This is a genomic window from Enterobacter sp. I4, assembly GCF_022669095.1.
GTDB lineage: Bacteria > Pseudomonadota > Gammaproteobacteria > Enterobacterales > Enterobacteriaceae > Enterobacter > Enterobacter pasteurii.
Genome location: NZ_JALBUO010000001.1, coordinates 584,462 through 607,712 on the forward strand (window position 1 = coordinate 584,462; position 23,251 = coordinate 607,712).

The 23,251-nt window shown below is 58.7% G+C and carries 22 protein-coding genes and 1 other RNA gene; 18 read left to right on the forward strand and 5 right to left on the reverse strand.

Translation table 11 applies throughout. The annotated features are described in order from the left end of the window. The first annotated feature begins 6 nt into the window (after positions 1-6). The 6 genes from MOQ06_RS02765 to MOQ06_RS02790 are packed head-to-tail and all read left to right on the forward strand — an operon-like array spanning position 7 to position 6,008. Positions 7-537, forward strand: coding sequence for a cupin domain-containing protein (locus MOQ06_RS02765; RefSeq protein ID WP_148418529.1), 531 nt, complete (start codon positions 7-9; stop codon positions 535-537). 9 nt (positions 538-546) lie between these two features. Beyond that, on the forward strand, positions 547-1,317 hold the full coding sequence (locus MOQ06_RS02770) for an alpha/beta hydrolase (protein WP_242170684.1): 771 nt from the start codon (positions 547-549) through the stop codon (positions 1,315-1,317). Then, positions 1,301-2,095 carry an SDR family oxidoreductase gene (locus MOQ06_RS02775; RefSeq protein ID WP_148418530.1) on the forward strand — a complete coding sequence of 265 codons (795 nt, stop codon included), beginning with the start codon at positions 1,301-1,303 and terminating at the stop codon, positions 2,093-2,095. The genes MOQ06_RS02770 and MOQ06_RS02775 overlap by 17 nt, the downstream gene beginning before the upstream one ends. Before the next feature lie 9 nt (positions 2,096-2,104). Further along, positions 2,105-2,875, forward strand: coding sequence for an aspartate dehydrogenase (locus tag MOQ06_RS02780; RefSeq protein ID WP_176609526.1), 771 nt, complete (start codon positions 2,105-2,107; stop codon positions 2,873-2,875). A gap of 9 nt (positions 2,876-2,884) precedes the next feature. Then, positions 2,885-4,354 carry an aldehyde dehydrogenase gene (locus tag MOQ06_RS02785; RefSeq protein ID WP_242170686.1) on the forward strand — a complete coding sequence of 490 codons (1,470 nt, stop codon included), beginning with the start codon at positions 2,885-2,887 and terminating at the stop codon, positions 4,352-4,354. 13 nt (positions 4,355-4,367) lie between these two features. Beyond that, positions 4,368-6,008 carry a thiamine pyrophosphate-binding protein gene (locus MOQ06_RS02790; protein ID WP_242170688.1) on the forward strand — a complete coding sequence of 547 codons (1,641 nt, stop codon included), beginning with the start codon at positions 4,368-4,370 and terminating at the stop codon, positions 6,006-6,008. A 44-nt stretch (positions 6,009-6,052) separates the two neighbouring features. Here the strand turns inward: MOQ06_RS02790 and MOQ06_RS02795 are convergent, their stop codons facing one another. Beyond that, positions 6,053-6,811 (reverse strand): M48 family metallopeptidase, encoded by a 759-nt coding sequence (locus MOQ06_RS02795; RefSeq protein ID WP_047355194.1) that lies wholly within the window; start codon positions 6,809-6,811, stop codon positions 6,053-6,055. Between the two features lie 272 nt (positions 6,812-7,083). On the opposite strand from MOQ06_RS02795, the gene tkt reads away from it, so the two are divergent. The 7 genes from tkt to MOQ06_RS02830 all read left to right on the forward strand — a co-directional run bounded on the left by tkt (position 7,084) and on the right by MOQ06_RS02830 (position 15,481). Continuing rightward, positions 7,084-9,075: a transketolase gene (tkt, locus tag MOQ06_RS02800; protein ID WP_148418534.1), complete on the forward strand. Its 1,992-nt coding sequence runs from the start codon at positions 7,084-7,086 to the stop codon at positions 9,073-9,075. Positions 9,076-9,416: 341 nt separating this feature from the next. Continuing rightward, positions 9,417-10,436, forward strand: a complete 1,020-nt coding sequence (gene epd / locus MOQ06_RS02805; protein WP_193354939.1) for an erythrose-4-phosphate dehydrogenase — start codon at positions 9,417-9,419, stop codon at positions 10,434-10,436. 49 nt (positions 10,437-10,485) lie between these two features. Next, positions 10,486-11,649: a phosphoglycerate kinase gene (gene pgk, locus MOQ06_RS02810; RefSeq protein ID WP_176609531.1), complete on the forward strand. Its 1,164-nt coding sequence runs from the start codon at positions 10,486-10,488 to the stop codon at positions 11,647-11,649. A gap of 92 nt (positions 11,650-11,741) precedes the next feature. Further along, complete coding sequence (gene fbaA / locus MOQ06_RS02815; protein WP_063867865.1) at positions 11,742-12,821, forward strand: class II fructose-bisphosphate aldolase; 1,080 nt, start codon at positions 11,742-11,744, stop codon at positions 12,819-12,821. 188 nt (positions 12,822-13,009) lie between these two features. Continuing rightward, entirely contained in the window at positions 13,010-13,864 is an 855-nt protein-coding gene (locus MOQ06_RS02820) for a small-conductance mechanosensitive channel MscS (RefSeq protein ID WP_148418536.1), read from the forward strand. Positions 13,865-14,011: 147 nt separating this feature from the next. Then, complete coding sequence (gene argO, locus MOQ06_RS02825; RefSeq protein ID WP_242170691.1) at positions 14,012-14,647, forward strand: arginine exporter ArgO; 636 nt, start codon at positions 14,012-14,014, stop codon at positions 14,645-14,647. A gap of 93 nt (positions 14,648-14,740) precedes the next feature. Continuing rightward, entirely contained in the window at positions 14,741-15,481 is a 741-nt protein-coding gene (locus tag MOQ06_RS02830; protein ID WP_148418654.1) for an oxidative stress defense protein, read from the forward strand. Positions 15,482-15,529: 48 nt separating this feature from the next. On the opposite strand, the gene argP is transcribed toward MOQ06_RS02830, so the two are convergent. Continuing rightward, positions 15,530-16,423, reverse strand: coding sequence for a DNA-binding transcriptional regulator ArgP (gene argP, locus MOQ06_RS02835; protein WP_003860089.1), 894 nt, complete (start codon positions 16,421-16,423; stop codon positions 15,530-15,532). Between the two features lie 127 nt (positions 16,424-16,550). Here argP and rpiA point away from each other — a divergent pair, with 127 nt between their 5' ends. Both rpiA and serA read left to right on the forward strand, forming a co-directional pair. Continuing rightward, positions 16,551-17,210, forward strand: a complete 660-nt coding sequence (gene rpiA / locus MOQ06_RS02840) for a ribose-5-phosphate isomerase RpiA (RefSeq protein WP_148418538.1) — start codon at positions 16,551-16,553, stop codon at positions 17,208-17,210. Between the two features lie 265 nt (positions 17,211-17,475). After that, positions 17,476-18,708: a phosphoglycerate dehydrogenase gene (gene serA / locus MOQ06_RS02845; protein ID WP_148418540.1), complete on the forward strand. Its 1,233-nt coding sequence runs from the start codon at positions 17,476-17,478 to the stop codon at positions 18,706-18,708. 90 nt (positions 18,709-18,798) lie between these two features. Here serA and MOQ06_RS02850 read toward each other — a convergent pair whose 3' ends face one another. The 3 genes from MOQ06_RS02850 to zapA form a co-directional block, all read right to left on the reverse strand. Further along, complete coding sequence (locus MOQ06_RS02850) at positions 18,799-19,398, reverse strand: 5-formyltetrahydrofolate cyclo-ligase (RefSeq protein WP_242170707.1); 600 nt, start codon at positions 19,396-19,398, stop codon at positions 18,799-18,801. A gap of 24 nt (positions 19,399-19,422) precedes the next feature. Then, positions 19,423-19,606, reverse strand: a non-coding RNA gene (ssrS, locus tag MOQ06_RS02855) — 6S RNA. A 41-nt stretch (positions 19,607-19,647) separates the two neighbouring features. Then, entirely contained in the window at positions 19,648-19,977 is a 330-nt protein-coding gene (gene zapA, locus MOQ06_RS02860; RefSeq protein ID WP_006811891.1) for a cell division protein ZapA, read from the reverse strand. A gap of 167 nt (positions 19,978-20,144) precedes the next feature. On the opposite strand from zapA, the gene MOQ06_RS02865 reads away from it, so the two are divergent. Genes MOQ06_RS02865 through ubiH form a run of 3 tightly spaced genes read left to right on the forward strand, consistent with a single transcriptional unit; the run spans position 20,145 to position 23,243 of the window. After that, on the forward strand, positions 20,145-20,723 hold the full coding sequence (locus tag MOQ06_RS02865) for a YecA family protein (RefSeq protein ID WP_148418542.1): 579 nt from the start codon (positions 20,145-20,147) through the stop codon (positions 20,721-20,723). Positions 20,724-20,754: 31 nt separating this feature from the next. Beyond that, a complete protein-coding gene (gene pepP, locus MOQ06_RS02870) occupies positions 20,755-22,068 on the forward strand; it encodes a Xaa-Pro aminopeptidase (protein ID WP_148418656.1) in 1,314 nt (437 codons plus the stop codon). Continuing rightward, complete coding sequence (gene ubiH, locus MOQ06_RS02875) at positions 22,065-23,243, forward strand: 2-octaprenyl-6-methoxyphenyl hydroxylase (RefSeq protein WP_242170710.1); 1,179 nt, start codon at positions 22,065-22,067, stop codon at positions 23,241-23,243. The genes pepP and ubiH overlap by 4 nt, the downstream gene beginning before the upstream one ends. Positions 23,244-23,251: the final 8 nt, after the last annotated feature.

Consider the following 23,251-nt stretch of genomic DNA (forward strand, 5'->3'; position numbering starts at 1 on the left):
AGTGTCATGACTGATTCAACCGTAACCAACACTTCAGGCATCAAACCTGACCACCTGACGATGGAAGAGTGGGTCGAGTCGCGCATCGCGCGCTTCGAGGGCCGCAAATACGACTGGAACGCCCTGAAGTTCCAGGCCGATTTTGACCCGAAATACCGCCGGGCGCAGATGCGCTACATCGGCACCGGGGCAACGGGCGTGGCGAACGACACCAACACCGTGCAGGCGGACCATTTTACCTTCTCCACCATGGTGCTGCCGTCGAAGTGCGAAGGGCCGCTGCACCTGCACGACGACGTGGAAGAGGTGTTCTTCATGCTTAAGGGGCAGATCACGCTGATGATCCAGGACGGCGAGAACTACACCGAAACCGTGCTGCGCGAGCGCGATCTCATCTCCGTTCCGCCGGGGATCTATCGCGGGCTGTTCAACCATGGTGAAGAAGAGGCGCTGATGTGCGTCATGCTGGGGACCAACAGGCCGGAAATCCCGACCTATCCGGCCGACCATCCGCTTTCCAAAGTGAAGCGGAACTAAGGGGGAATGATGACGGGTTTTCGTGAACAGGGAAGCGGCGTTCCGCTGGTGCTGCTGCACGGGATCAGCTCTGGCGCGGCCTCCTGGCACAAGCAGATGGCGCTGAACGGCTTTCGCGTGCTGGCGTGGGACATGCCCGGTTATGGCGAAAGCCCAATGCTGGCGGTGGAGCGCGCGAACGCGGGGGATTACGCCGACGCGCTGGCATTGATGCTCGACCGCGCGGGCATCTGGCGGGCGGTGCTGGTGGGTCATTCGCTGGGGGCGCTGGTTGCCAGCGCCTTTGCCGCGAAATTCCCGGAGCGCGTTATCCATCTGGTGCTGGCGGACGCCGCGCAGGGGTACGGCAATGCCGCACCGGAGCAGCGCGAGCAGGTCTGGCGCAGCCGCGAGCAGCAGATGGCGCCTGGCGGCGACATCCTCGCCCAGACCCGCGCCGCGATGCTGCTGCGCCCCGGCGCGCGCGCGGAAGATATCGCCACCGTCGCGGCGGGCATGCGCACGCTTCGCGCCGAAGGCTACCTTGCCGCCGCGTGGATGCTGGCGCATGACGACATCCACGCCTGGCTGAAGGGCTGTTCAGGCAGCTTTGAAGTGTGGTGCGGCGAGCAGGACGCGATCACGCAGCCCGAGCTGGTGCAGGGGCTGGCGCTGCGCTACGGCATGCCTTTTATCCCCATTCCGCAGGCCGGACACGCCAGCTATCTCGATAACGACGCGTTTTTTAACCAACAGCTTTTACGCATTAACGAAGAGGTGCGCGATGAATGCACAAATTGACGGGCGCGTGGCGGTCGTCACCGGCGGATCTTCCGGCATTGGCTTTGAAACGCTGCGCCTGCTGCTGGGCGAGGGGGCCAGAGTGGCCTTCTGCGGCCGCGACCCGGATCGCCTCGCCAGCGCCCACGCGACGCTGCAAAACGAATACCCCGACGGGGAGGTTTTCTCTTACCGCTGCGACGTGCTGAACGCCGACGAGGTGCAGGCCTTCGCGGATGCGGTTCAGGCGCGCTTTGGCGCGGCGGACATGCTGATCAACAACGCCGGGCAGGGCTACGTGGCGCACTTCCACGACACCCCGCGCGAGGCGTGGCTGCACGAGGCCGAACTCAAGCTGTTTGGCGTCATTAACCCGGTGCAGGCGTTTCAGCCGCTGCTGGAGCGGTCCGACATCGCCTCTATTACCTGCGTGAACTCGCTGCTGGCGCTGCAGCCGGAGGAGCACATGATTGCCACGTCAGCAGCCCGCGCCGCGCTGCTGAACATGACGCTGACGCTCTCGAAAGAGCTGGTGGGCAAGGGCATCCGCGTCAACTCCATTCTGCTCGGCATGGTGGAGTCGGGGCAGTGGCAGCGCCGCTTTGAGAACCGGACGGACAAAAGCCAGAGCTGGCCGGAGTGGACGGCGGACATCGCGCGCAGGCGAGGCATTCCGATGGCGCGCCTCGGCAGGCCGCAGGAGCCCGCGCAGGCGCTGCTGTTCCTCGCCTCGCCGCTGGCCTCGTTTACCACCGGTGCCGCGCTGGACGTTTCCGGCGGCTTCTGTCGCCATCTGTAAGGACGCATCATGAAAAAGATCATGTTAATCGGGTTTGGCGCCATGGCGCAGGCGGTGATCGAACGCCTGCCCGCGGGCGTGGCTATCGGCTGGATTGTGGCGCGTGAAGCGCATCACGCGGCCATTCGCGCGCGGTTCGGCGAGGCGGTAACGGCGCTGGCCTCGCCGATGGATTGCGCGCAAACGCCCGACCTGGTGCTGGAGTGCGCCAGCCAGCAGGCGGTGGCCCAGTACGGCGAAGAGATTCTGCGCCGCGGCTGGCATCTGGCGGTGATTTCCACCGGCGCGCTGGCGGACAGCGCGCTGGAGCAGCGCCTGCTCGCCGCGGGCGGCAGGCTGACCCTGCTCTCCGGCGCGGTAGCCGGCATCGACGGGCTGGCGGCGGCGAAGGAGGGCGGGCTGGAGCGCGTGACCTACCGGTCGCGCAAAAGCCCGGCCAGCTGGCGCGGCAGCTACGCCGAGCAGCTTATCGATCTCAATTCAGTATCAGCTGCGCAGGTCTTTTTTGAAGGCAGCGCCCGGGAGGCGGCGCGACTGTTCCCGGCCAACGCCAACGTGGCGGCCACCGTGGCGCTCGGCGGCGTGGGAATGGACGACACTCGCGTGCAGCTGATGGTCGATCCGGCAACGACGCGCAACACCCACACGCTGCACGTCGAAGGCGCGTTTGGCGAATTCCATCTGGAGCTGAGCGGCCTGCCGCTTGCCTCTAATCCCAAAACCTCCACCCTGGCGGCACTGAGCGCGGTCCGCGCCTGCCGCGAGCTGGCCCTGAGCTGAGGAGCGACGATGGACGATCTGAAGATTTTTATCGGCGGCCAGTGGCGACACGGCAGCGGCAGCCCGATGCAGAGTCACTTCCCGGCAGACGGGTCGATCAACGCCACGCTGAACGCGGCAAGCCTTGACGATCTGCATGACGCGATCGAGGCCGGCGAGCGGGCGTGGCGCGATCCCGCGTGGCGCCACAGCCTGCCGCATATACGGGCAAAGATCCTGCACAAGGTGGCGGATCTCATTGAATCCCGCGTCGACGAGCTGGCGCAGATGCAGAGCCGCGATAACGGCAAGCCGCTGGCGGAAGCGCGCGGGCTGGTAATGAGCGCGGCGGGAACGGCGCGCTACTTTGCCGCCGCCTGCGAGCTGCTGGAAGGTGAACTCCCGACGCCGCGCCAGCCGGATTTGCTGACGCTGAGCCGCTATGAGCCGCTCGGCGTGGTGGCGGCCATCACGCCGTGGAACTCGCCGATTGCCAGCGAGATGCAGAAAGTCGCGCCGGCGATTGCCGCCGGCAACGCGGTGATCCTCAAGCCTGCCGAAGCCACGCCGCTGATGGCGCTGGAGCTGGCGCGTATTTTCGAACAGGCCGGGCTGCCCGCCGGGCTGCTGAGCGTGCTGCCGGGCAAAGGCTCGGTGATTGGCGACGCGCTGGCGCGCCACCCTCGCGTGCGGAAAATCTCCTTTACCGGCGGCACCGCGACGGGCCGCCACCTGGCGCACGTCGCGGCGGAAAAGCTGATCCCGGCATCGCTGGAGCTGGGCGGGAAATCGCCGACCATCGTGCTGGAGGATGCGGATATCGAGCAGGCCGCGCGGGGGATCTGCTACGGCATTTTCAGCTCGGCGGGGCAGGCGTGCATCGCCGGTTCGCGGCTGTTTATCCACGAAAGCCTTTACGCCCCGCTGATGGCGCGGCTGCTGGAATTAACCCGCGGGCTGCGCGTCGGGCATCCGTTTACCGACGGCGTCCACGTTGGGCCGCTCATCAACGACGGGCATCGCCAGAGCGTGCAGGCGTACGTCGAGCTGGCGAAGCGTGAAGGGGGGCGCGTGCTGTGCGGCGGGGAGATCCCGGCCGATCCCGCGCTCGCAGGCGGCAGCTTCTTCCTGCCAACGATTATCGAAGGGCTAAGCAACAGCGCCCGCGCGTGCCGGGAGGAGATCTTCGGCCCGGTGCTGGTGGCGATGCCGTTTCGCGATGAGGCGGCGCTCACCCGCGAGGCGAACGACTCGGTTTACGGCCTGGCGGCGGGGATCTGGACGCGCGATACCGGACGCGCGCTGCGCTTAAGCGAGCAGCTTGAGGCGGGCACGGTGTGGATCAACACCTACAAAGTGTTTGCGATTTCGACCCCGTTCGGGGGCTTTAAAGAGAGCGGCCTGGGCCGCGAGAAGGGCATTCAGGGGCTGAAGGCCTGGATGCAGCAAAAGAGCATTTATCTGGCGACGGGTAACAGCGTCAACCACTGGTGCGACTGAGAAAGGGTGAGCAATGAGCGAAATGATAACCGTCGGCGACGCCATCGCCAGAACGCTGGAGCAGTATCAGGTTGAGGCCATCTACGGCGTCATCTCCATTCACAACCTGCCGATCGCCGATGCGGTCGGGCAGCGCGGCAAGATCCGCTTCGTGCCCGCGCGCGGCGAAGCGGGCTCCGTCACCATGGCCGACGCCCACGGGCGTTTTTCCGGCCTCGGCGTGGCGCTGACCAGCACCGGCGCGGGGGCGGGTAACGCGGTAGGCGCGCTGGTGGAGGCGATGAATGCCTGCACGCCGCTGCTGCATTTAACCGGTCAGGTAGAGAAAGCCTGGCTGGACGCCGACACCGGGTTTATTCACGAAACCCGCGATCAGCTGACCTTCCTGAAGGCCAGCTCAAAGCGGGCGTACCGCATCAGCAACGCCAGCCAGGCGATAGCCATTCTGCATAAGGCGATTCAGGAGGCGCAGACGCCGCCGTGCGGGCCGGTCTCCGTGGAAATTCCGATCGATATTCAGGGCGCGAAAATTCCGCTGTCTCTGGTGACGGCACCGCTTAAACCGGCGTCGGGGGCAAACGCTGATGCTGCCGTTGTCGATGCGCTGTGGGCGCAGCTGAAGCAGGCGAAACAGCCGCTGCTGTGGCTGGGGGGCGGAGCGCTGGGCTGCGCGGACGCGGTGAAAACGCTGGCGGATGCGGGCATCACCGTGATTTCCAGTACCCACGCGCGGGGCGTGCTGCCGGACAGCCATCGCGCCAGCCTGCGGGCGTTCCACAACTCGCCGTCGGTTGAGGCGCTTATTTCGCAGTGTGATTTTACGCTGGTCGCTGGTTCACGCCTGCGCAGCAACGAGACTCGTTCCTGGACGCTGGAGCTACCGTCTCCACGCGTGCAGGTTGATATCGATCCGGCGGCGGCGAGCCGTAACTACCTGATGGATAACACGCTGGTAGCCGACTGTTCAGCGCTGCTTGGCGCGCTGGCCGACAAGGTTCAGGGCCGTGAGTGGGGCAACGCCCAGTGGGACGCGCAGGTGCAGCAGGCGGTCTCGCTGGCTGAACAGGGCCTGCGCGAGCAGTGCGGCGCCTATGCGAAGCTAAACGATGCCATAGAAAAAGCCCTGCCGAAAGACGGCCTGCTGGTGCGCGATATCACCGTTTCCGGCAGCCTGTGGGGCAGCCGCCTGTTCCGCGCCAACGGTCCGCTGATGAACATACACTCTCTGGCCGGGGCGATTGGCATGGGCCTGCCGATGGCGATCGGCACCGCGATTGCCAACCCGCAGCGTAAGGTGGTGGGGCTGGTGGGCGACGGCGGCCTGAGCCTGAATTTAGGCGAGCTGGCGACGCTGGCGCAGGAGAAGGCCAACGTGACGCTGCTCATCATGAATGACGGAGGCTACGGCGTTATGCGCGGTATTCAGGATAAGTATTTTGGCGGGCGTCAGTACTTCAACGAGCTGCATACGCCGGACTTTACCCTGCTGGCGCAGGCGATAGGTTTACAGGCCTGGAGCGTTGAGCGGGCGGAGGACTTTGACGCGGTGATGACGGAGGCGCTGGCCATGCCGGGGCCGTCGGTGGTGGAAGTGCGGATGGGGCAAATTGGCGCCCTGAAGTTTGCCGGGCCGCCGCAAAAAACGCTGTACTGATCCGGGAAGCCCGGTGGCGCGGCGCGCACCGGGCAGATGTGCCGTTATTTAATACCGTCTGCCGCCATGCGGTCGCGAATATGCTGCGCACGTTCAACGGAGGCCGGGTGATCGTCAAACATGGAGCTCTGACGGCCTTCTTCCAGCTTGGCCAGCTTTTCGAAGCTGGTGGCTAAACCCGATGGATTAATGCCGCGTTTGCGCAACAGATCGTAAGAGTAGTCATCCGCTTCCGACTCCTGACGCTGGGAGAACTGAGAATTCACCAGTTTCTCGCCCACGTCGCCAAGCTGCGACTGGGACAGGCTGCCGACAATACCGCCCGCAGAGGCTGCCGCTGCACGAACGGCGTTGGTGCCCAGCGCAACCTGCATTCCCTTCTTCACGTGACCCAGGGCTACGTGACCCATTTCATGGCCGATCACCGCCTCAACTTCGTTGTCGGTCATCATGTCCATCAGGCCGCTGTACACGCGGATACAGCCGTTGGCCATTGCGAAAGCGTTCACGTCTTTCGCCATGTACACCTTGTAGTTCACCGGCTGGCCGTTAATGTTGTCGCCCAGTGCGGAAGCAATCTTATTCAGACGCTGCGTATAGGTGCTGTTAGCCGGGGCAAGCGTAGCTTTTCCGTCCATATCCTTACAGGCCTGATCGCTCAGCGCTTTGACCTGCGCATCGCTCAGGGAGTAGGCCTGAAAAGCTTCTGCGCCTGAGGTCATCAGGCCGTTAGAATCCATATTCTGACAGCCGCTTAGCAGGAGCGTTGTTCCCACAGCCAGCCCTATTGCACGCATTTTCATGATGTGGCTTCCGTACTTGTTAATCTGAATTAATTCCGAAAATTGCACCGCCAGCGAAGCCGGTGTCGGGCTAAGTATAAGGAATATCTACAGCGGCGGGCGAGCAGATTGCGCAACATGCGAGCATGATCCAGAGATTTCTTAAGCAGCAAAAGAATGCTCCATGTACATGCCCTGCGGCTTGGGTTACATTGTTGGCACTTTTTTCCGGCGTAGCCCAAAACGCGCTGTCGTCAAGGGCATGGCCTTTAACAGTCCGATCTGGAGTTAAAATGTCCTCACGTAAAGAGCTTGCTAATGCTATTCGTGCGCTGAGCATGGACGCAGTACAGAAAGCCAAATCCGGCCACCCGGGCGCCCCTATGGGCATGGCTGACATCGCCGAAGTCCTGTGGCGTGATTTCCTGAACCATAACCCGCAGAACCCGGCATGGGCTGACCGCGACCGTTTCGTGCTGTCCAACGGCCACGGCTCTATGCTGATCTATAGCCTGCTGCACCTCACCGGCTACGATCTGCCAATCGAAGAGCTGAAAAACTTCCGTCAGCTGCACTCCAAAACTCCAGGTCACCCGGAAGTAGGCTACACCGCTGGCGTTGAAACCACCACCGGCCCGCTGGGCCAGGGCATCGCGAATGCCGTGGGTATGGCGATTGCTGAGAAGACCCTGGCGGCACAGTTCAACCGTCCTGGTCACGACATCGTTGACCACTTCACCTACGCGTTCATGGGCGACGGCTGCATGATGGAAGGCATTTCTCACGAAGTGTGCTCCCTGGCAGGCACCCTGAAGCTGGGCAAACTGGTGGCGTTCTACGACGACAACGGTATCTCCATCGACGGTCACGTTGAAGGCTGGTTCACTGACGACACCGCAGCACGTTTCGAAGCTTACGGCTGGCACGTTGTGCGTGGCGTTGATGGCCACGATGCTGACTCGATTAAACGTGCGGTTGAAGAAGCGCGCGCCGTGACCGACAAGCCGTCCCTGCTGATGTGCAAAACCATCATCGGCTTTGGTTCTCCGAACAAAGCGGGCACTCACGACTCCCACGGTGCACCGCTGGGCGACGCGGAAATCGCGCTGACCCGTGAGCAGCTTGGCTGGAAATACCCTGCCTTCGAAATCCCGTCTGAAATCTACGCTCAGTGGGATGCGAAAGAAGTGGGCCAGGCGAAAGAAGCGGCCTGGAACGAGAAGTTCGCGGCTTACGCGAAAGCCTTCCCTCAGGAAGCGGCTGAATTCACCCGTCGTATGAAAGGCGATATGCCGTCTGACTTCGACGCGAAAGCGAACGAGTTCATCGCGAAGCTGCAGGCGAACCCGTCTAAGATCGCCAGCCGTAAAGCGTCTCAGAATGCGATTGAAGCCTTCGGTCCTCTGCTGCCTGAATTCCTCGGCGGCTCCGCTGACCTGGCGCCATCTAACCTGACCCTGTGGTCTGGCTCTAAGCCAATCAACGAAGATACTGCCGGTAACTACATCCATTACGGTGTACGTGAGTTCGGTATGACCGCGATTGCCAACGGTATCTCCCTGCACGGTGGTTTCCTGCCGTACACCTCTACCTTCCTGATGTTCGTGGAATATGCACGTAACGCCGTGCGTATGGCCGCGCTGATGAAACAGCGTCAGGTGATGGTCTACACCCACGACTCCATCGGTCTGGGCGAAGATGGCCCAACTCACCAGCCGGTAGAGCAGGTTGCCTCCCTGCGCGTGACCCCGAACATGAGCACGTGGCGTCCATGTGACCAGGTTGAATCCGCGGTGGCGTGGAAATACGGCGTTGAGCGTCAGGACGGCCCGACCGCGCTGATCCTCTCCCGTCAGAACCTGGCGCAGCAGGAACGTACGCCAGAGCAGCTGGCGAACATCGCCCGCGGTGGTTACGTGCTGAAGGATTGCGCAGGCCAGCCTGAGCTGATCTTCATCGCGACCGGTTCTGAAGTTGAACTGGCGGTTGCAGCATGGGAAAAACTGACTGCCGAAGGCGTTAAGGCGCGCGTGGTCTCCATGCCGTCTACCGACGCGTTCGATAAACAGGATGCGGCTTACCGTGAATCCGTACTGCCGAAAGCGGTTACCGCTCGTGTGGCAGTGGAAGCGGGCATCGCTGACTACTGGTTCAAATACGTTGGCCTGAACGGTGCAATCGTCGGCATGACCACCTTCGGTGAGTCTGCTCCGGCTGAACTGCTGTTCGAAGAGTTCGGCTTCACCGTTGAGAACGTCGTCGCGAAAGCGAAAGAACTGCTGTAATGGTTTGTACGGTGCGGGCTGATGCCCTCACCCCGACCCTCTCCCTGTAGGAGAGGGTGCAAACGCTAAAAACGGTAACCCTCGGGTTACCGTTTTGCGTTTACGTCGCCGTAAATTATTCCATCTAAAATGTGACGCAAGTCATATAGCTGGCTTATTGCTCTGGACAGCCATTCCTTTTATTCCCCGATTCGCTTATTCTTGCTGAAGCGTTTCAGTCGATTAAATGTTCGACAATTGACCAATCAATCGCAGTTTGTAATAGCAAAGATTCCCCTTCGGGCGTAGCTGGATTACTCTTTCAGCCACCTCAAACTCAGGGATAGCTTTGCAGGAGATCTATGACCGTACGCGTAGCGATTAATGGCTTCGGTCGCATCGGGCGCAACGTGGTTCGTGCTTTATATGAATCCGGGCGTCGTGCGGAAATAACCGTGGTGGCAATCAATGAACTGGCGGATGCTGCGGGCATGGCGCATTTGTTGAAATATGACACCAGCCACGGACGCTTTGCCTGGGACGTTCGCCAGGAAAGAGACCAGCTGTTTGTCGGTGACGATGCCATCCGCGTGCTGCACGAGCGCGATATTGACGGGCTACCCTGGCGAGAGCTGGGCGTGGACGTGGTGCTGGACTGTACCGGCGTGTACGGTAACCGCGAACATGGCGAAGCGCATCTTAATGCTGGCGCAAAAAAAGTCCTGTTCTCTCATCCCGGCAGTAACGACCTCGACGCCACCGTCGTGTTTGGCGTTAACCAGCACGAGCTGCAAGCCGAACACCGCATTGTCTCCAACGCCTCCTGCACTACCAACTGCATCATTCCGGTCATTAAACTGTTAGACGATGCGTATGGCATTGAATCCGGCACGGTGACCACGATTCACTCCGCCATGCACGATCAGCAGGTTATCGACGCCTACCACCCGGATTTACGACGCACTCGCGCGGCGAGCCAGTCAATCATACCGGTGGATACGAAGCTGGCAGCCGGGATCACCCGTATTTTCCCGCAGTTTAACGACCGTTTTGAAGCGATTGCCGTGCGTGTTCCGACGATAAACGTCACCGCAATCGATCTTAGCGTGACGGTGAAAAAACCGGTAAAAGCCTGTGAAGTCAACCTGTTGCTGCAAAAAGCGGCACAGGGTGCATTTCATGGTATAGTTGACTATACGGAATTACCGTTGGTCTCAGTAGATTTTAACCACGACCCGCACAGCGCCATCGTGGATGGCACGCAGACGCGAGTCAGTGGTGCACACCTCATCAAGACGCTGGTCTGGTGTGATAACGAATGGGGCTTTGCTAACCGAATGCTCGACACCACGTTAGCAATGGCCGCAAAAGGTTTCAGGTAGAGCGCACCTTGCGCTTGCAAAACTTTAAGAATCAACGAGAGGATTCACCATGTCTGTAATTAAGATGACCGATCTGGATCTGGCAGGTAAACGCGTTTTCATCCGTGCCGATCTGAACGTACCGGTTAAAGATGGCAAAGTGACCAGCGACGCGCGTATTCGTGCATCTCTGCCAACCATTGAACTGGCTCTGAAGCAGGGCGCTAAAGTGATGGTCACCTCCCACCTGGGCCGTCCAACTGAAGGCGAGTACAACGAAGAGTTCTCTCTGCTGCCGGTTGTTAATTACCTGAAAGACAAACTGTCCAACCCGGTTCGCCTGGTGAAAGATTACCTGGACGGCGTTGAAGTTGCCGAAGGCGAGCTGGTTGTTCTGGAAAACGTTCGCTTCAACAAAGGCGAAAAGAAAGACGACGAAACCCTGTCCAGGAAATACGCTGCACTGTGTGACGTATTTGTAATGGATGCATTCGGTACGGCTCACCGTGCTCAGGCGTCTACCCACGGTATCGGTAAATTCGCTGACGTAGCTTGTGCTGGTCCTCTGCTGGCTGACGAACTGGAAGCACTGGGCAAAGCGCTGAAAGAGCCTGCTCGTCCAATGGTCGCAATTGTTGGCGGTTCTAAAGTTTCTACCAAACTGACCGTTCTGGATTCCCTGTCCAAAATCGCTGACCAGCTGATCGTTGGCGGTGGTATCGCGAACACCTTCGTTGCTGCTCAAGGCCACAACGTGGGTAAATCCCTGTACGAAGCTGACCTGGTTGACGAAGCAAAACGTCTGCTGGGTACCTGTGATATCCCGGTTCCAACTGACGTTCGCGTTGCGACCGAGTTCTCCGAAACCGCTACCGCGACCCTGAAATCTGTAAACGACATCAAAGATGAAGAGCAGATCCTGGACCTGGGCGACGTTTCTGCACAGAAACTGGCTGAAATCCTGAAAAACGCAAAAACTATCCTGTGGAACGGTCCAGTTGGCGTGTTCGAATTCCCGAACTTCCGCAAAGGGACTGAAATCGTTGCTAACGCTATCGCAGACAGCGAAGCGTTCTCTATCGCAGGCGGTGGTGACACCCTGGCAGCTATCGACCTGTTCGGTATCGCTGACAAGATCTCCTACATCTCCACTGGTGGCGGCGCATTCCTCGAATTCGTGGAAGGTAAAGTACTGCCAGCAGTAGCAATGCTCGAAGAGCGCGCTAAGAAGTAAGCCATTCAGGGGCAGGGAAACCTGCCCAATTTTCAGCGCGCTTATAAGAGCTCGCACCTTTTCTAACGGCCGAAGATACAGGACTAAGCAACATGTCTAAAATTTTTGATTTCGTAAAACCTGGCGTTATCACTGGTGATGACGTACAGAAAGTGTTCCAGGTAGCTAAAGAAAACAACTTCGCTCTGCCAGCAGTAAACTGCGTAGGTACCGACTCCATCAACGCCGTACTGGAAACCGCTGCGAAAGTGAAAGCACCGGTTATCGTTCAGTTCTCTAACGGCGGCGCTGCGTTCATTGCAGGTAAAGGCGTGAAAACTGACGTTCCTCAGGGTGCTGCAATCCTGGGCGCTATCTCTGGTGCGCACCACGTACACCAGATGGCTGAGCACTACGGTGTTCCGGTTATCCTGCACACTGACCACTGCGCGAAGAAACTGCTGCCGTGGATCGACGGTCTGCTGGACGCGGGTGAAAAACACTTCGCTGCAACCGGTAAGCCGCTGTTCTCTTCTCACATGATCGACCTGTCTGAAGAGTCTCTGGAAGAGAACATCGAGATCTGCTCTAAGTACCTGGCGCGTATGTCCAAAATGGGCATGACCCTGGAAATCGAACTGGGCTGCACCGGCGGTGAAGAAGACGGCGTGGACAACAGCCACATGGACGCTTCCGCTCTGTACACCCAGCCAGAAGACGTTGATTACGCTTACACCGAACTGAGCAAAATCAGCCCGCGCTTCACCATCGCAGCGTCCTTCGGTAACGTGCACGGCGTTTACAAACCAGGTAACGTGGTTCTGACCCCAACTATCCTGCGCGATTCTCAGGAATACGTTTCCAAAAAACACAACCTGCCGCACAACAGCCTGAACTTCGTCTTCCACGGCGGTTCCGGTTCTTCTGCTCAGGAAATCAAAGATTCCGTAAGCTACGGCGTAGTGAAAATGAACATCGATACCGACACCCAATGGGCGACCTGGGACGGTATCCTGCAATACTACAAAACCAACGAAGCTTACCTGCAGGGCCAGCTGGGCAACCCGAAAGGCGAAGACCAGCCGAACAAGAAATACTACGATCCACGCGTATGGCTGCGCGCTGCGCAGACGTCCATGGTGACCCGTCTGGAGCAGGCATTCAAAGAACTGAACGCCATCGACGTTCTGTAATTTGAGCTGCTAACAGCACATCAGAAGGCCCGCAACTGCGGGCCTTTTTTTTATGCTTTTTCAATATCCTGCAACACCTGGTTTTGTGATCTGTTTGGCAATACCTGGCTTTTTGTTTACCCTTTACTGACCTGCCTGTCTCCATGTGGGATGGATTTTGTGGTTTGGTTTAGCATAAGGATAAATGAATGGAAGATCTCGGTGTAGTAGATGGCATTAACAACGCGGGAACCTGGCTGGTGCGCAACCAGGCGCTGCTGCTGAGTTATGCGGTAAATATCGTCGCGGCAATCGCGATCGTTATCGTGGGTATGATTGTGGCGCGCGTCGTGTCCAATGCAATTAATCGTGTCATGCTCGCTCGTCATATTGATGCGACGGTGGCCGACTTCCTCTCCGCGCTGGTGCGTTACGGCATCATTGCCTTTACGCTGATTGCGGCGTTAGGCCGCGTGGGCGTGCAGACTGCATCCGTTATCGCAGTGCTCGGTGCGGCCGGTCTGGCCATCGGTCTGGCGTTGCAGGGGTCGCTTTCGAACCTGGCGGCAGGCGTACTGCTGGTGACCTTCCGTCCGTTCCGCTCCGGTGAATATGTCGATCTGGGCGGTATTGCCGGCACCGTGTTGCAGGTGCAGATTTTCTCTACCACCCTGCGTACCGTCGATGGTCGTATTGTGGTGATCCCGAACGGGAAAATCATCGCGGGCAACATTATTAACTTTTCCCGCGAACCGGTGCGCCGCAATGAGCTGATCATCGGTGTGGCATACGATTCAGATATCGAGCAGGTAAAGTCGCTGATTACCAACATCATTGCTTCTGACGATCGCATTCTGAAGGATCGCGAGCAGACCGTTCGTCTGAACGAGCTGGGCGCGTCATCCATCAACTTCGTGGTGCGCATCTGGAGCAAAAGCAGCGATCTGCAAAACGTTTACTGGGACGTGCTGGAGCGCATCAAGCGTGACTTCGACGCTAACGGCATCAGCTTCCCGTACCCGCAGATGGATGTAAACCTCAAGCGCGAAAAAGCAGCCGAGTAATCCGCATTCCCTCAGGCCCGGTAGCGTTAGCGCCACCGGGCTTTTTTTTAATTAGTTCCCCTAATACCCAATTAATATTATCAATTTCCTCTAATGACGTTCGCGCAGTATAGTCTGCTTCCGGAACAACTCTGCGAGAACGATGTCATGTTATCTTATTATTTTCAGGGGCTTGCGTTAGGCGCGGCCATGATCCTTCCTCTCGGCCCACAAAACGCGTTCGTGTTGAATCAGGGCATTCGCCGCCAGTACCATCTGATGATTGCTCTGCTGTGCGCGGTGAGCGATCTGCTGCTGATTTGCGCCGGGATTTTTGGCGGCAGCGCTCTGCTGATGCAGTCGCCGTGGCTGCTGGCGCTGGTCACCTGGGGCGGCGTGGCGTTTCTGCTCTGGTACGGATTTGGTGCCCTGAAAACCGCCATGAGCAGCAGTATTGAACTGGCGAGCGCCGAGGTGATGAAGCAGGGGCGCTGGAAGATTATCGCCACCATGCTCGCCGTGACCTGGCTTAACCCGCACGTTTATCTAGATACGTTTGTGGTGCTGGGCAGCCTGGGCGGCCAGCTGGACGTTGAGCCGAAGCGCTGGTTTGCGCTCGGCACGGTCAGCGCCTCTTTTCTCTGGTTCTTCGGCCTGGCGATCCTGGCGGCGTGGCTGGCGCCGCGGCTGCGTACCGCCAAAGCGCAGCGCATCATTAATACGCTGGTAGGGCTGGTGATGTGGTTTATTGCTTTCCAGCTGGCGAAAGAGGGCATTCATCATGTTCAGGGATTGTTCAACTAAGCGTTTGTCTTATGGACATCTGAACAAGACCCGCTAAGCTTGCTGGCATGAGCCCTGTTGTTGGGGCACTCTTCGCAACATGGAGGAATGACAGTGAAGTTTAAGGTGATGGCCCTGGCGGCATTAGTAAGTTTAGGTTCGGTGTCGGTGCAGGCGAATGAACTGCCGAACGGCCCGCACATCGTCACTTCAGGCACCGCAAGCGTGGATGCGGTACCGGATGTTGCAACCCTGGCAATTGAAGTGAACGTCGCTGCGAAAGATGCGGCTTCCGCCAAGAAACAGGCAGACGATCGTGTTGCGCAATACCTCTCATTCCTGGAACAGAACGGTATCGCTAAAAAAGATATCAGCTCTGCCAACCTGCGTACCCAGCCGGATTACGACTACCAGAACGGCAAAAGCATTCTGAAAGGCTACCGTGCCGTGCGTACGGTGGAAGTTACCCTGCGCCAGCTTGATAAGCTCAACTCACTGCTGGACGGCGCGCTGAAGGCAGGGCTGAACGAAATTCGTTCCGTCTCGCTGGGCGTTGCGCAACCGGAAAAATACAAAGACGAAGCGCGTAAAGCGGCGATTAACGACGCGATTCATCAGGCGGAACAGCTGGCAGCCGGCTTCAAGAGCAAGCTCGGTCCGGTTTACAGCGTGCGTTACCACGTCTCTAACTACCAGCCAAGCCCGATGGTTCGGATGATGAAGGCTGACGCCGCGCCGGTATCCGCTCAGGAGACCTATGAGCAGCCGACCATTCAGTTCGACGATCAGGTGGATGTAGTGTTCCAGCTGGAGCCAACTCAACCTCAGCAAACTGAGGCGGCTAAGGCGCAATAATTTGCCCTCACCTAAACCCTCTCCCACAGGGAGAGGGAATTCAGGCGATTAATCCTGCCTCAACACCTTATGCCCAAACGCCAGCAGCGCGTCGGTGACGTTGCGCATCATGCGGCTTTCTGGCGCAAAACGGTGCCAGTACAGCATCCGGCGCTGATACAGCCCCGGCGTTAAGTCAATCAGCTCACCGCTTTTTAACTCTTTCTCTATCTGCAAATGCGGGATCATGCAGCAGGTGGTTCCCTGACGCGCCAGCTGCACGAAGGCCTCGGACGAATTCACGATATGGCATGGCACGCTGCCCGGCGGCAGGTCGAAGTTTTGCTGCAGGAAGGCCTGGTGCATATCGTCCAGATGGTCAAACGCGACGGCAGGGGCTTTTAGCAGCGCGGCACGGGTCACGCCGTTCGGGAAGTAGCGCTCGGCAAAGGCTTTAGAGCCCACGAAAAGATAGTCCAGCGCGCCGAGCTGATCGACCAGGCAGCTTGGCAGCGCCTGAGGCTGGATACTGACGGCCCCAACCACTTCACCGCGACGCAGCCGCTCCTGGGTGCGGGTTTCATCTTCAACCTGGAGATTCAGGCGGATCGGGGAGTCGGCCAGCACCGGCGCAAGAGCCGGCAGCAGCCAGGTTGCCAGGCTGTCAGCGTTCACCGCCAGCGACAGCAGCAGCGGCGTGGAGCCGGTCTGCTCATCGCCCAGCCACTCGTCTTCCAGCAGTTCAACCTGGCGCAGCAGGGCGAGGAGCTTTTGCCCTTGCTCCGTTGGACGCGGCGGCACGGTACGCACCAGCAGCGGCTGTCCGAACATGTTTTCAAGCTGTTTGATACGCTGTGATACGGCGGACTGGGTGATGCACAGCTTCTGCGCCGCGCGCTCAAAACCGCGTTCACGAATAACTGCATCAAGTGCCTGTAGTGTTCTGTAGTCCGGACGTTTCATTGCTCTGGCTGACTCCTTAATTTTGCTTAATCTGCACTATGACACAATTTTCCCTTCGTGGCAGACGAAATCCATTCGACGTGTTCTATAATGCGCCCTGAGTTTTCACACCACAGGCATAACGATCATGACGCAGGATGAACTGAAAAAAGCAGTAGGATGGGCCGCTCTCCAGTATGTACAGCCGGGTACCATTGTCGGTGTTGGTACGGGGTCGACGGCGGCACACTTTATCGATGCACTCGGCACGATGAAGGGGCAGATCGAGGGCGCGGTTTCCAGCTCCGATGCTTCCACGGAAAAGCTGAAAAGCCTCGGCATTACCGTTTTCGATCTCAACGAAGTGGATCGTCTGGGGATTTACGTTGATGGCGCGGATGAAATCAACGGCCACATGCAAATGATCAAAGGCGGCGGCGCGGCGCTGACCCGTGAAAAGATCATCGCCTCCGTAGCGGACAAATTTATCTGCATCGCAGACGCCTCCAAGCAGGTCGACATTCTGGGTAATTTCCCGCTGCCGGTCGAAGTGATCCCTATGGCGCGCAGCGCCGTGGCGCGCGCGCTGGTGAAGCTGGGCGGCCGTCCGGAATACCGCCAGGGCGTGGTGACCGATAACGGCAACGTGATCCTCGACGTTCACGGTCTCGAGATCCTCGACGCGATCGCGCTGGAGAATGCGATTAACGGCATCCCGGGCGTCGTAACCGTAGGGCTATTTGCCAACCGTGGCGCGGACGTGGCGCTGATCGGCACGGCTGACGGCGTGAAAACCATCGTAAAATGATCTGACGGGGGGAGCTCTCCCCCCGCTAAAAAATTTTGAAACGCTAAATTCGGTGACTTGTGTCACGTTTTTCCGCCTCTTTTGCCGATCCTGCCGCGTTCATAAATTTCCACAGCATTTTCCTCTGTCATTTTGCTCTGTATGACTTTTCTTCAGAGTGCCGACGCAAACGTTCATATTGCTGCAATAGTTTTTTTTGATATGTTGGCTGCACGGGATTTATATCCAGCACAACATCAGTTCAGATAAAAACAGGGTCGGGTAAATGGCAAAGGTATCACTGGAGAAAGACAAGATTAAATTCCTGCTGGTCGAGGGCGTGCATCAGAAAGCGCTCGATAGCCTTCGTGCGGCGGGTTATACCAACATCGAATTTCACAAAGGCGCGCTGGACTCGGAAGAGCTGAAAGCGTCCATCCGTGATGCCCATTTCATTGGCCTGCGATCCCGAACCCAACTGACTGAAGACGTTATTGCCGCGGCGGAAAAGCTGGTGGCGATCGGCTGTTTCTGCATCGGCACCAACCAGGTTGACCTGAATGCTGCCGCAAAACGCGGTATCCCGGTCTTTAACGCCCCGTTCTCCAACACCCGTTCCGTGGCGGAGCTGGTCATTGGCGAGCTGCTGCTGCTGCTGCGCGGCATTCCGGAGGCTAACGCCAAGGCACACCGCGGCGTGTGGAACAAGCTGGCGTCTGGCTCCTACGAAGCGCGTGGTAAAAAGCTGGGAATTATCGGTTACGGCCACATTGGTACGCAGCTCGGTATTCTGGCGGAATCTCTCGGTATGCACGTGTTTTTCTACGATATCGAAAGCAAGCTGCCGCTGGGTAACGCGACGCAGGTGCAGCATCTGTCTGACCTGCTGAACATGAGCGACGTGGTCAGCCTGCACGTGCCGGAAAACGCCTCCACCAAAAACATGATGGGCGCGGAAGAGCTGGCGCTGATGAAGCCGGGCTCGCTGCTGATCAACGCCGCGCGCGGCACGGTGGTCGATATTCCTGCGCTGTGCGATGCGCTGAAGCGTAAGCATCTGGCGGGGGCGGCTATCGACGTATTCCCGACGGAGCCTGCCACCAACAGCGATCCGTTCACCTCTCCGCTGTGCGAGTTCGACAACGTGATTCTGACGCCGCACATCGGTGGGTCAACTCAGGAAGCGCAGGAGAATATCGGCCTGGAAGTGGCGGGTAAGCTGAGCAAATACTCCGATAACGGTTCAACGCTCTCTGCGGTGAACTTCCCGGAGGTGTCTCTGCCGCTGCACGGCGGTCGCCGCCTGCTGCACATCCACGAGAACCGTCCGGGCGTGCTGACCGCCATCAACCAGATCTTTGCCGAGCAGGGCGTAAACATTGCCGCACAGTATCTGCAAACCAACTCGCAGATGGGCTACGTGGTGATTGATATTGAAGCGGATGAAGACATCGCGGAAAAAGCGCTGCAGAGCATGAAGACCATTCCGGGAACGATTCGCGCGCGTCTGCTTTACTGATATGTGAGGTTTGATGCCCTCACCCCATCCCTCTCCCACAGGGAGAGGGCGAAAATATCAAAAACGGTAACTGGCGTTACCGTTTTGCTTTTACCTCCACTCCCACAGCTTCGACGGCGTCACCACCGCCGGGAGCGGAATATCCCACTTCTCGACGGGCAAGGCTTCTACAGCCTGGCAGTCGTGAGCATAACCCACCGGCTGCAGGCCATACTGCTGCCAGTTTTGCAGCGTTCTGTCATAGAACCCGCCGCCCATGCCTAATCGCTGACCCTGATCATCAAACGCCACCAGCGGCACGACCAGCACGTCCAGCTCAGCCAGCGGCAGCACGTCGCGCACGTCGAGTCTGGGTTCGGTAATTTTCAGACGATTTACCACCAGCTCGCTGTGCGGATGGTAGTGCAAAAACAGGAGATGGCCTTTACTGAACGGATGCAGCACCGGCAGATACACCCGCTTTCCTGCGCGCCAGAGCTGGTCGATAAGCGGTTGGGTATCCAGCTCGCCGTCAAACGAAAGAAACAGCGCGACCGTGTTTGCCATCACCACGGGCGGATAGGCCATCATACGGGCGGCGGCCTGCTGGGCAAAATGCGCTTGCCGATCGGGAGTTAACGCGCGGCGGCGTTGACGAATAAGCTGACGAATGTCCTGGCGTGAAGCAGAAACTTCAGGGAATTGAGTCATGGTAGTCGGTAGAAGAAAAGAGAGGGAATCTCCGAGATGCCGCCGCAGGCTGTAACCCTTGAACCCTTGGTTCAAGGTGAATGTGTCGTCATAGTTTTAAGGCTTCTCGGACGAACCGAGCATGCTCACCAACCATGGAGCGCCACATTCTTGTGGTATGAAATATCGGCTCAGGGGACTGGCCCGCTTGCGAACATCTCAGAGAAATTTTGTCTTCACAGTTACTCTACCATAGTCAACTGCGAAGTGTTATTCAAACTTTGGTCCCGGTCTTTCGGGATTGCGACCTTGATCAAGCAATGCCTGTTCTATGGTCTGCTGGAGCATTTTAATGCGCTGCTCCATGCTGGCCGCGTAGTCGCGGGTCTTCGCTTTTTCCTGAGTCAGTTCATAGCTGATGTTCAACGCGGCGATGAAAACCAGCTGCTCAGTATTTGTGACTCTAGTGCGTTCTTTTAGATCTTGCAACCGCTGATTCAAATCGTCCGCAGCCTGATTCAAAGCATCCCTTTGTTCAGGCGGACAATTCACTCGCAGTGAACGGCCAAAAATCTGGAGATCGACGGGTTGTGCAGACATGCCACCTTCCTGCTGATTGACTGCGCTGCCTTCGCTTACTGCCCCGTGGGCTGCGAAGGGGCGACACTATAGCTACCCTGATGTGAAGATACAAGCCCTTTTCTGGTATCACCAGGGTCCAAAGTGGTAGCATATCATGAATATCCTCCCTTTGATGACGAATGCGTATGTCTATACAGAACGAAATGCCTGGTTACAAGGATTTAAGCCAGTTACTGAACCAGCAGGGAGTCGGTTTAACCCCTGCCGAAATGCACGGTCTGATCAGCGGCATACTGTGCGGCGGAAACAGCGACAGCTCATGGCAGCCGCTGATCCACGACCTCACGAACGAAGGGCTGGCGTTTGGCCACGAACTGGCGGAAGCGCTGCGTAAAATGCACGCCGCAACCAGCGACTCCCTGGAAGACGATGGCTTTCTTTTTCAGCTTTATCTGCCTGAAGGCGATGACGTCAGCGTGTTCGATCGCGCCGATGCGCTCGCGGGCTGGGTAAACCACTATCTGCTTGGCCTCGGCGTAACCCAGCCTAAACTTGATAAAGTGACCGGCGAAGCGGGTGAGGCGATTGACGATCTGCGTAATATCGCCCAGCTCGGCTACGACGAGGACGAAGATCAGGAAGAGCTGGAGATGTCTCTCGAAGAGATCATCGAGTATGTTCGCGTGGCGTCTCTGCTGTGCCACGACAACTTTACGCGCTCGCAGCCGACCGCGCCGGAAGTTCGCAAGCCAACATTACATTAAGAACAATAACGCACAGGAGGGTGTCATGGTTATCTCCAGTCAAGAATATTCTCGCCGTCGTCAGGCGCTGCTGGCCACAATGCAGCCGGGAAGCGCTGCCCTGATTTTTGCCGCGCCGGAAGTGACGCGAAGCGCCGACAGCGAATACCCCTATCGCCAAAGCAGCGATTTCTGGTACTTCACGGGTTTCAACGAGCCGGAAGCGGTACTGGTGCTGATTAAGAGCAATGACACCCATAACCACAGCGTGATTTTTAACCGCGTCCGCGATTTAACGGCTGAAATCTGGTTTGGCCGTCGCCTGGGGCAAGAGGCGGCACCGGAAAAGCTGGGCGTTGACCGCGCGCTGGCCTTCAGTGAAATCAACCAGCAGCTCTATCAGCTGCTCAACGGGCTCGACGTGCTCTACCACGCGCAGGGCGAATATGCCTATGCGGATGAGATTGTTTTCACCGCGCTGGACAAGCTGCGTAAAGGCTCGAGGCAGAATCTCTCGGCGCCCGCTACGCTCATCGACTGGCGGCCGGTGGTGCACGAGATGCGCCTGTTCAAGTCAGAAGAAGAACTCAACGTGATGCGCCGCGCGGGCGAAATCAGCGCGCTGGCGCATACTCGCGCCATGGAAAAGTGCCGTCCCGGCATGTTCGAGTACCAGCTTGAAGGCGAAATTCACCATGAATTTAACCGCCACGGCGCGCGCTTCCCGTCCTACAACACCATCGTTGGCGGCGGGGAAAACGGCTGCATCCTGCACTACACCGAAAACGAAAGTGAGCTGCGCGACGGCGATCTGGTGCTGATTGACGCCGGTTGCGAATATCAGGGTTATGCAGGGGACATCACCCGCACCTTCCCGGTAAACGGCAAATTCACGCCCGCGCAGCGCGAAATCTATGACATCGTGCTGGAGTCTCTGGAGACCGCGCTGACGCTGTTCCGTCCGGGCACCTCTATCCAGGACGTCACGGGTGAGGTGGTGCGCATCATGATTACCGGGCTGGTTAAGCTCGGCATTCTGCAAGGCGATGTGGATGCCCTCATCGCTGAAAACGCCCATCGCCCTTACTTTATGCACGGCCTGAGCCACTGGCTGGGGCTTGACGTGCATGACGTGGGTGCATACGGTCAGGACCGTTCGCGCGTGCTGGAGCCTGGCATGGTGCTGACCGTCGAGCCGGGGCTGTACATCGCGCCGGATGCCGACGTGCCGGAACCGTATCGCGGGATTGGCATTCGTATCGAAGACGACATCGTCATCACCGAAACCGGTAACGAAAACCTGACCGCGACCGTTGTAAAAAAAGCCGAGGAGATCGAGGCGCTGATGGCGGCGGCACGCGTATGAGCGTGATCATCGTTGGCGGAGGCATGACCGGCGCTACCCTGGCGCTGGCCATTTCGCACTTAACCAAAGGCCAGCTTCCGGTGCATCTCGTCGAGGCGGTTGCGCCGCAGGCGAGCGACCATCCTGGTTTCGATGCTCGCGCCATCGCGCTGGCGCAGGGAACCTGCCAGCAGCTGTCGCGCATCGGGATCTGGCAGGCGATAGCGGATTGCGCAACGGCGATCCGCACCGTACACGTCAGCGATCGCGGTCATGCCGGGTTCGTGACGCTGGACGCGCACGACTACCGGATAGCGGCGCTGGGGCAGGTCGTGGAGCTGCATGACGTGGGGCTGAGGCTGTTCCGTCTGTTACAGGACGCGCCGGGCGTTACGCTGCACTGTCCGGCGCGCGTTGCCGGATTTAGCCGCCGTGACGAGGCCGTCAGCGTGACGCTGGACAACGGTACCACGCTTGAGGGGCAACTGCTGGTGGCGGCGGATGGCTCACGCTCTGCGCTCGCCACGCAGTGCGGCGTTGAATGGCACACTCAGCCTTATGGCCAGGTGGCGGTCATCGCTAACGTCTCTACGGCGGGCGCGCATAACGGCAGGGCATTTGAGCGCTTTACGCAGCACGGCCCGCTGGCCATGCTGCCGATGTCGAACGGACGCTGTTCGCTGGTGTGGTGCCATGCGCAGGATAAGGCCGATGAGGTGCTCTCCTGGTCCGACGAACGTTTTTGTGCCGAGCTGCAAAAAGCCTTTGGCTGGCGGCTTGGGCGTATCACCCACGCGGGCAAGCGGGTGGTTTATCCGCTTTCGCTGACGACCGCATCGCAGACGGTTTCTCATCGCGTCGCCCTTGTCGGCAATGCCGCGCAGACGCTGCACCCCATCGCCGGGCAAGGCTTCAACCTTGGCCTGCGCGACGTAATGAGCCTGGCTGAGCTGCTGGCGCAGGCGTGGGGCGAACAACAGGATTGTGGCGCATACTCAGTGCTGAGCCATTACCAGAAACGACGTGAGGGGGACAGAGCGGCGACCGTTGGCGTCACCGACGGCCTGGTCCACCTGTTTGCCAATCGCTGGGCGCCGTTAGTTGCGGGTCGCAACCTCGGGCTGATGGCGATGGAACTGTTCATTCCGGCACGTGACGTGCTGGCGCAGCGGACCCTGGGTTGGGTCGCGCGTTAAGGAGTAAT

What these genes read in the sequence shown, in the direction of transcription:
- epd (WP_193354939.1), top strand. Translation starts at nt 9,417, where the DNA reads ATGACCGTACGCGTAGCGATTAATGGCTTCGGTCGCATCGGGCGCAAC.
- MOQ06_RS02865 (WP_148418542.1), top strand. Translation starts at nt 20,145, where the DNA reads ATGTCTATACAGAACGAAATGCCTGGTTACAAGGATTTAAGCCAGTTA.
- MOQ06_RS02780 (WP_176609526.1), top strand. Translation starts at nt 2,105, where the DNA reads ATGAAAAAGATCATGTTAATCGGGTTTGGCGCCATGGCGCAGGCGGTG.
- MOQ06_RS02850 (WP_242170707.1), bottom strand. Translation starts at nt 19,398, where the DNA reads ATGACTCAATTCCCTGAAGTTTCTGCTTCACGCCAGGACATTCGTCAG.
- MOQ06_RS02795 (WP_047355194.1), bottom strand. Translation starts at nt 6,811, where the DNA reads ATGAAAATGCGTGCAATAGGGCTGGCTGTGGGAACAACGCTCCTGCTA.
- argO (WP_242170691.1), top strand. Translation starts at nt 14,012, where the DNA reads ATGTTATCTTATTATTTTCAGGGGCTTGCGTTAGGCGCGGCCATGATC.
- serA (WP_148418540.1), top strand. Translation starts at nt 17,476, where the DNA reads ATGGCAAAGGTATCACTGGAGAAAGACAAGATTAAATTCCTGCTGGTC.
- MOQ06_RS02775 (WP_148418530.1), top strand. Translation starts at nt 1,301, where the DNA reads ATGAATGCACAAATTGACGGGCGCGTGGCGGTCGTCACCGGCGGATCT.
- fbaA (WP_063867865.1), top strand. Translation starts at nt 11,742, where the DNA reads ATGTCTAAAATTTTTGATTTCGTAAAACCTGGCGTTATCACTGGTGAT.
- MOQ06_RS02770 (WP_242170684.1), top strand. Translation starts at nt 547, where the DNA reads ATGACGGGTTTTCGTGAACAGGGAAGCGGCGTTCCGCTGGTGCTGCTG.
- argP (WP_003860089.1), bottom strand. Translation starts at nt 16,423, where the DNA reads ATGAAACGTCCGGACTACAGAACACTACAGGCACTTGATGCAGTTATT.
- MOQ06_RS02765 (WP_148418529.1), top strand. Translation starts at nt 7, where the DNA reads ATGACTGATTCAACCGTAACCAACACTTCAGGCATCAAACCTGACCAC.
- ubiH (WP_242170710.1), top strand. Translation starts at nt 22,065, where the DNA reads ATGAGCGTGATCATCGTTGGCGGAGGCATGACCGGCGCTACCCTGGCG.
- rpiA (WP_148418538.1), top strand. Translation starts at nt 16,551, where the DNA reads ATGACGCAGGATGAACTGAAAAAAGCAGTAGGATGGGCCGCTCTCCAG.
- MOQ06_RS02820 (WP_148418536.1), top strand. Translation starts at nt 13,010, where the DNA reads ATGGAAGATCTCGGTGTAGTAGATGGCATTAACAACGCGGGAACCTGG.
- pgk (WP_176609531.1), top strand. Translation starts at nt 10,486, where the DNA reads ATGTCTGTAATTAAGATGACCGATCTGGATCTGGCAGGTAAACGCGTT.
- MOQ06_RS02785 (WP_242170686.1), top strand. Translation starts at nt 2,885, where the DNA reads ATGGACGATCTGAAGATTTTTATCGGCGGCCAGTGGCGACACGGCAGC.
- tkt (WP_148418534.1), top strand. Translation starts at nt 7,084, where the DNA reads ATGTCCTCACGTAAAGAGCTTGCTAATGCTATTCGTGCGCTGAGCATG.
- zapA (WP_006811891.1), bottom strand. Translation starts at nt 19,977, where the DNA reads ATGTCTGCACAACCCGTCGATCTCCAGATTTTTGGCCGTTCACTGCGA.
- MOQ06_RS02790 (WP_242170688.1), top strand. Translation starts at nt 4,368, where the DNA reads ATGAGCGAAATGATAACCGTCGGCGACGCCATCGCCAGAACGCTGGAG.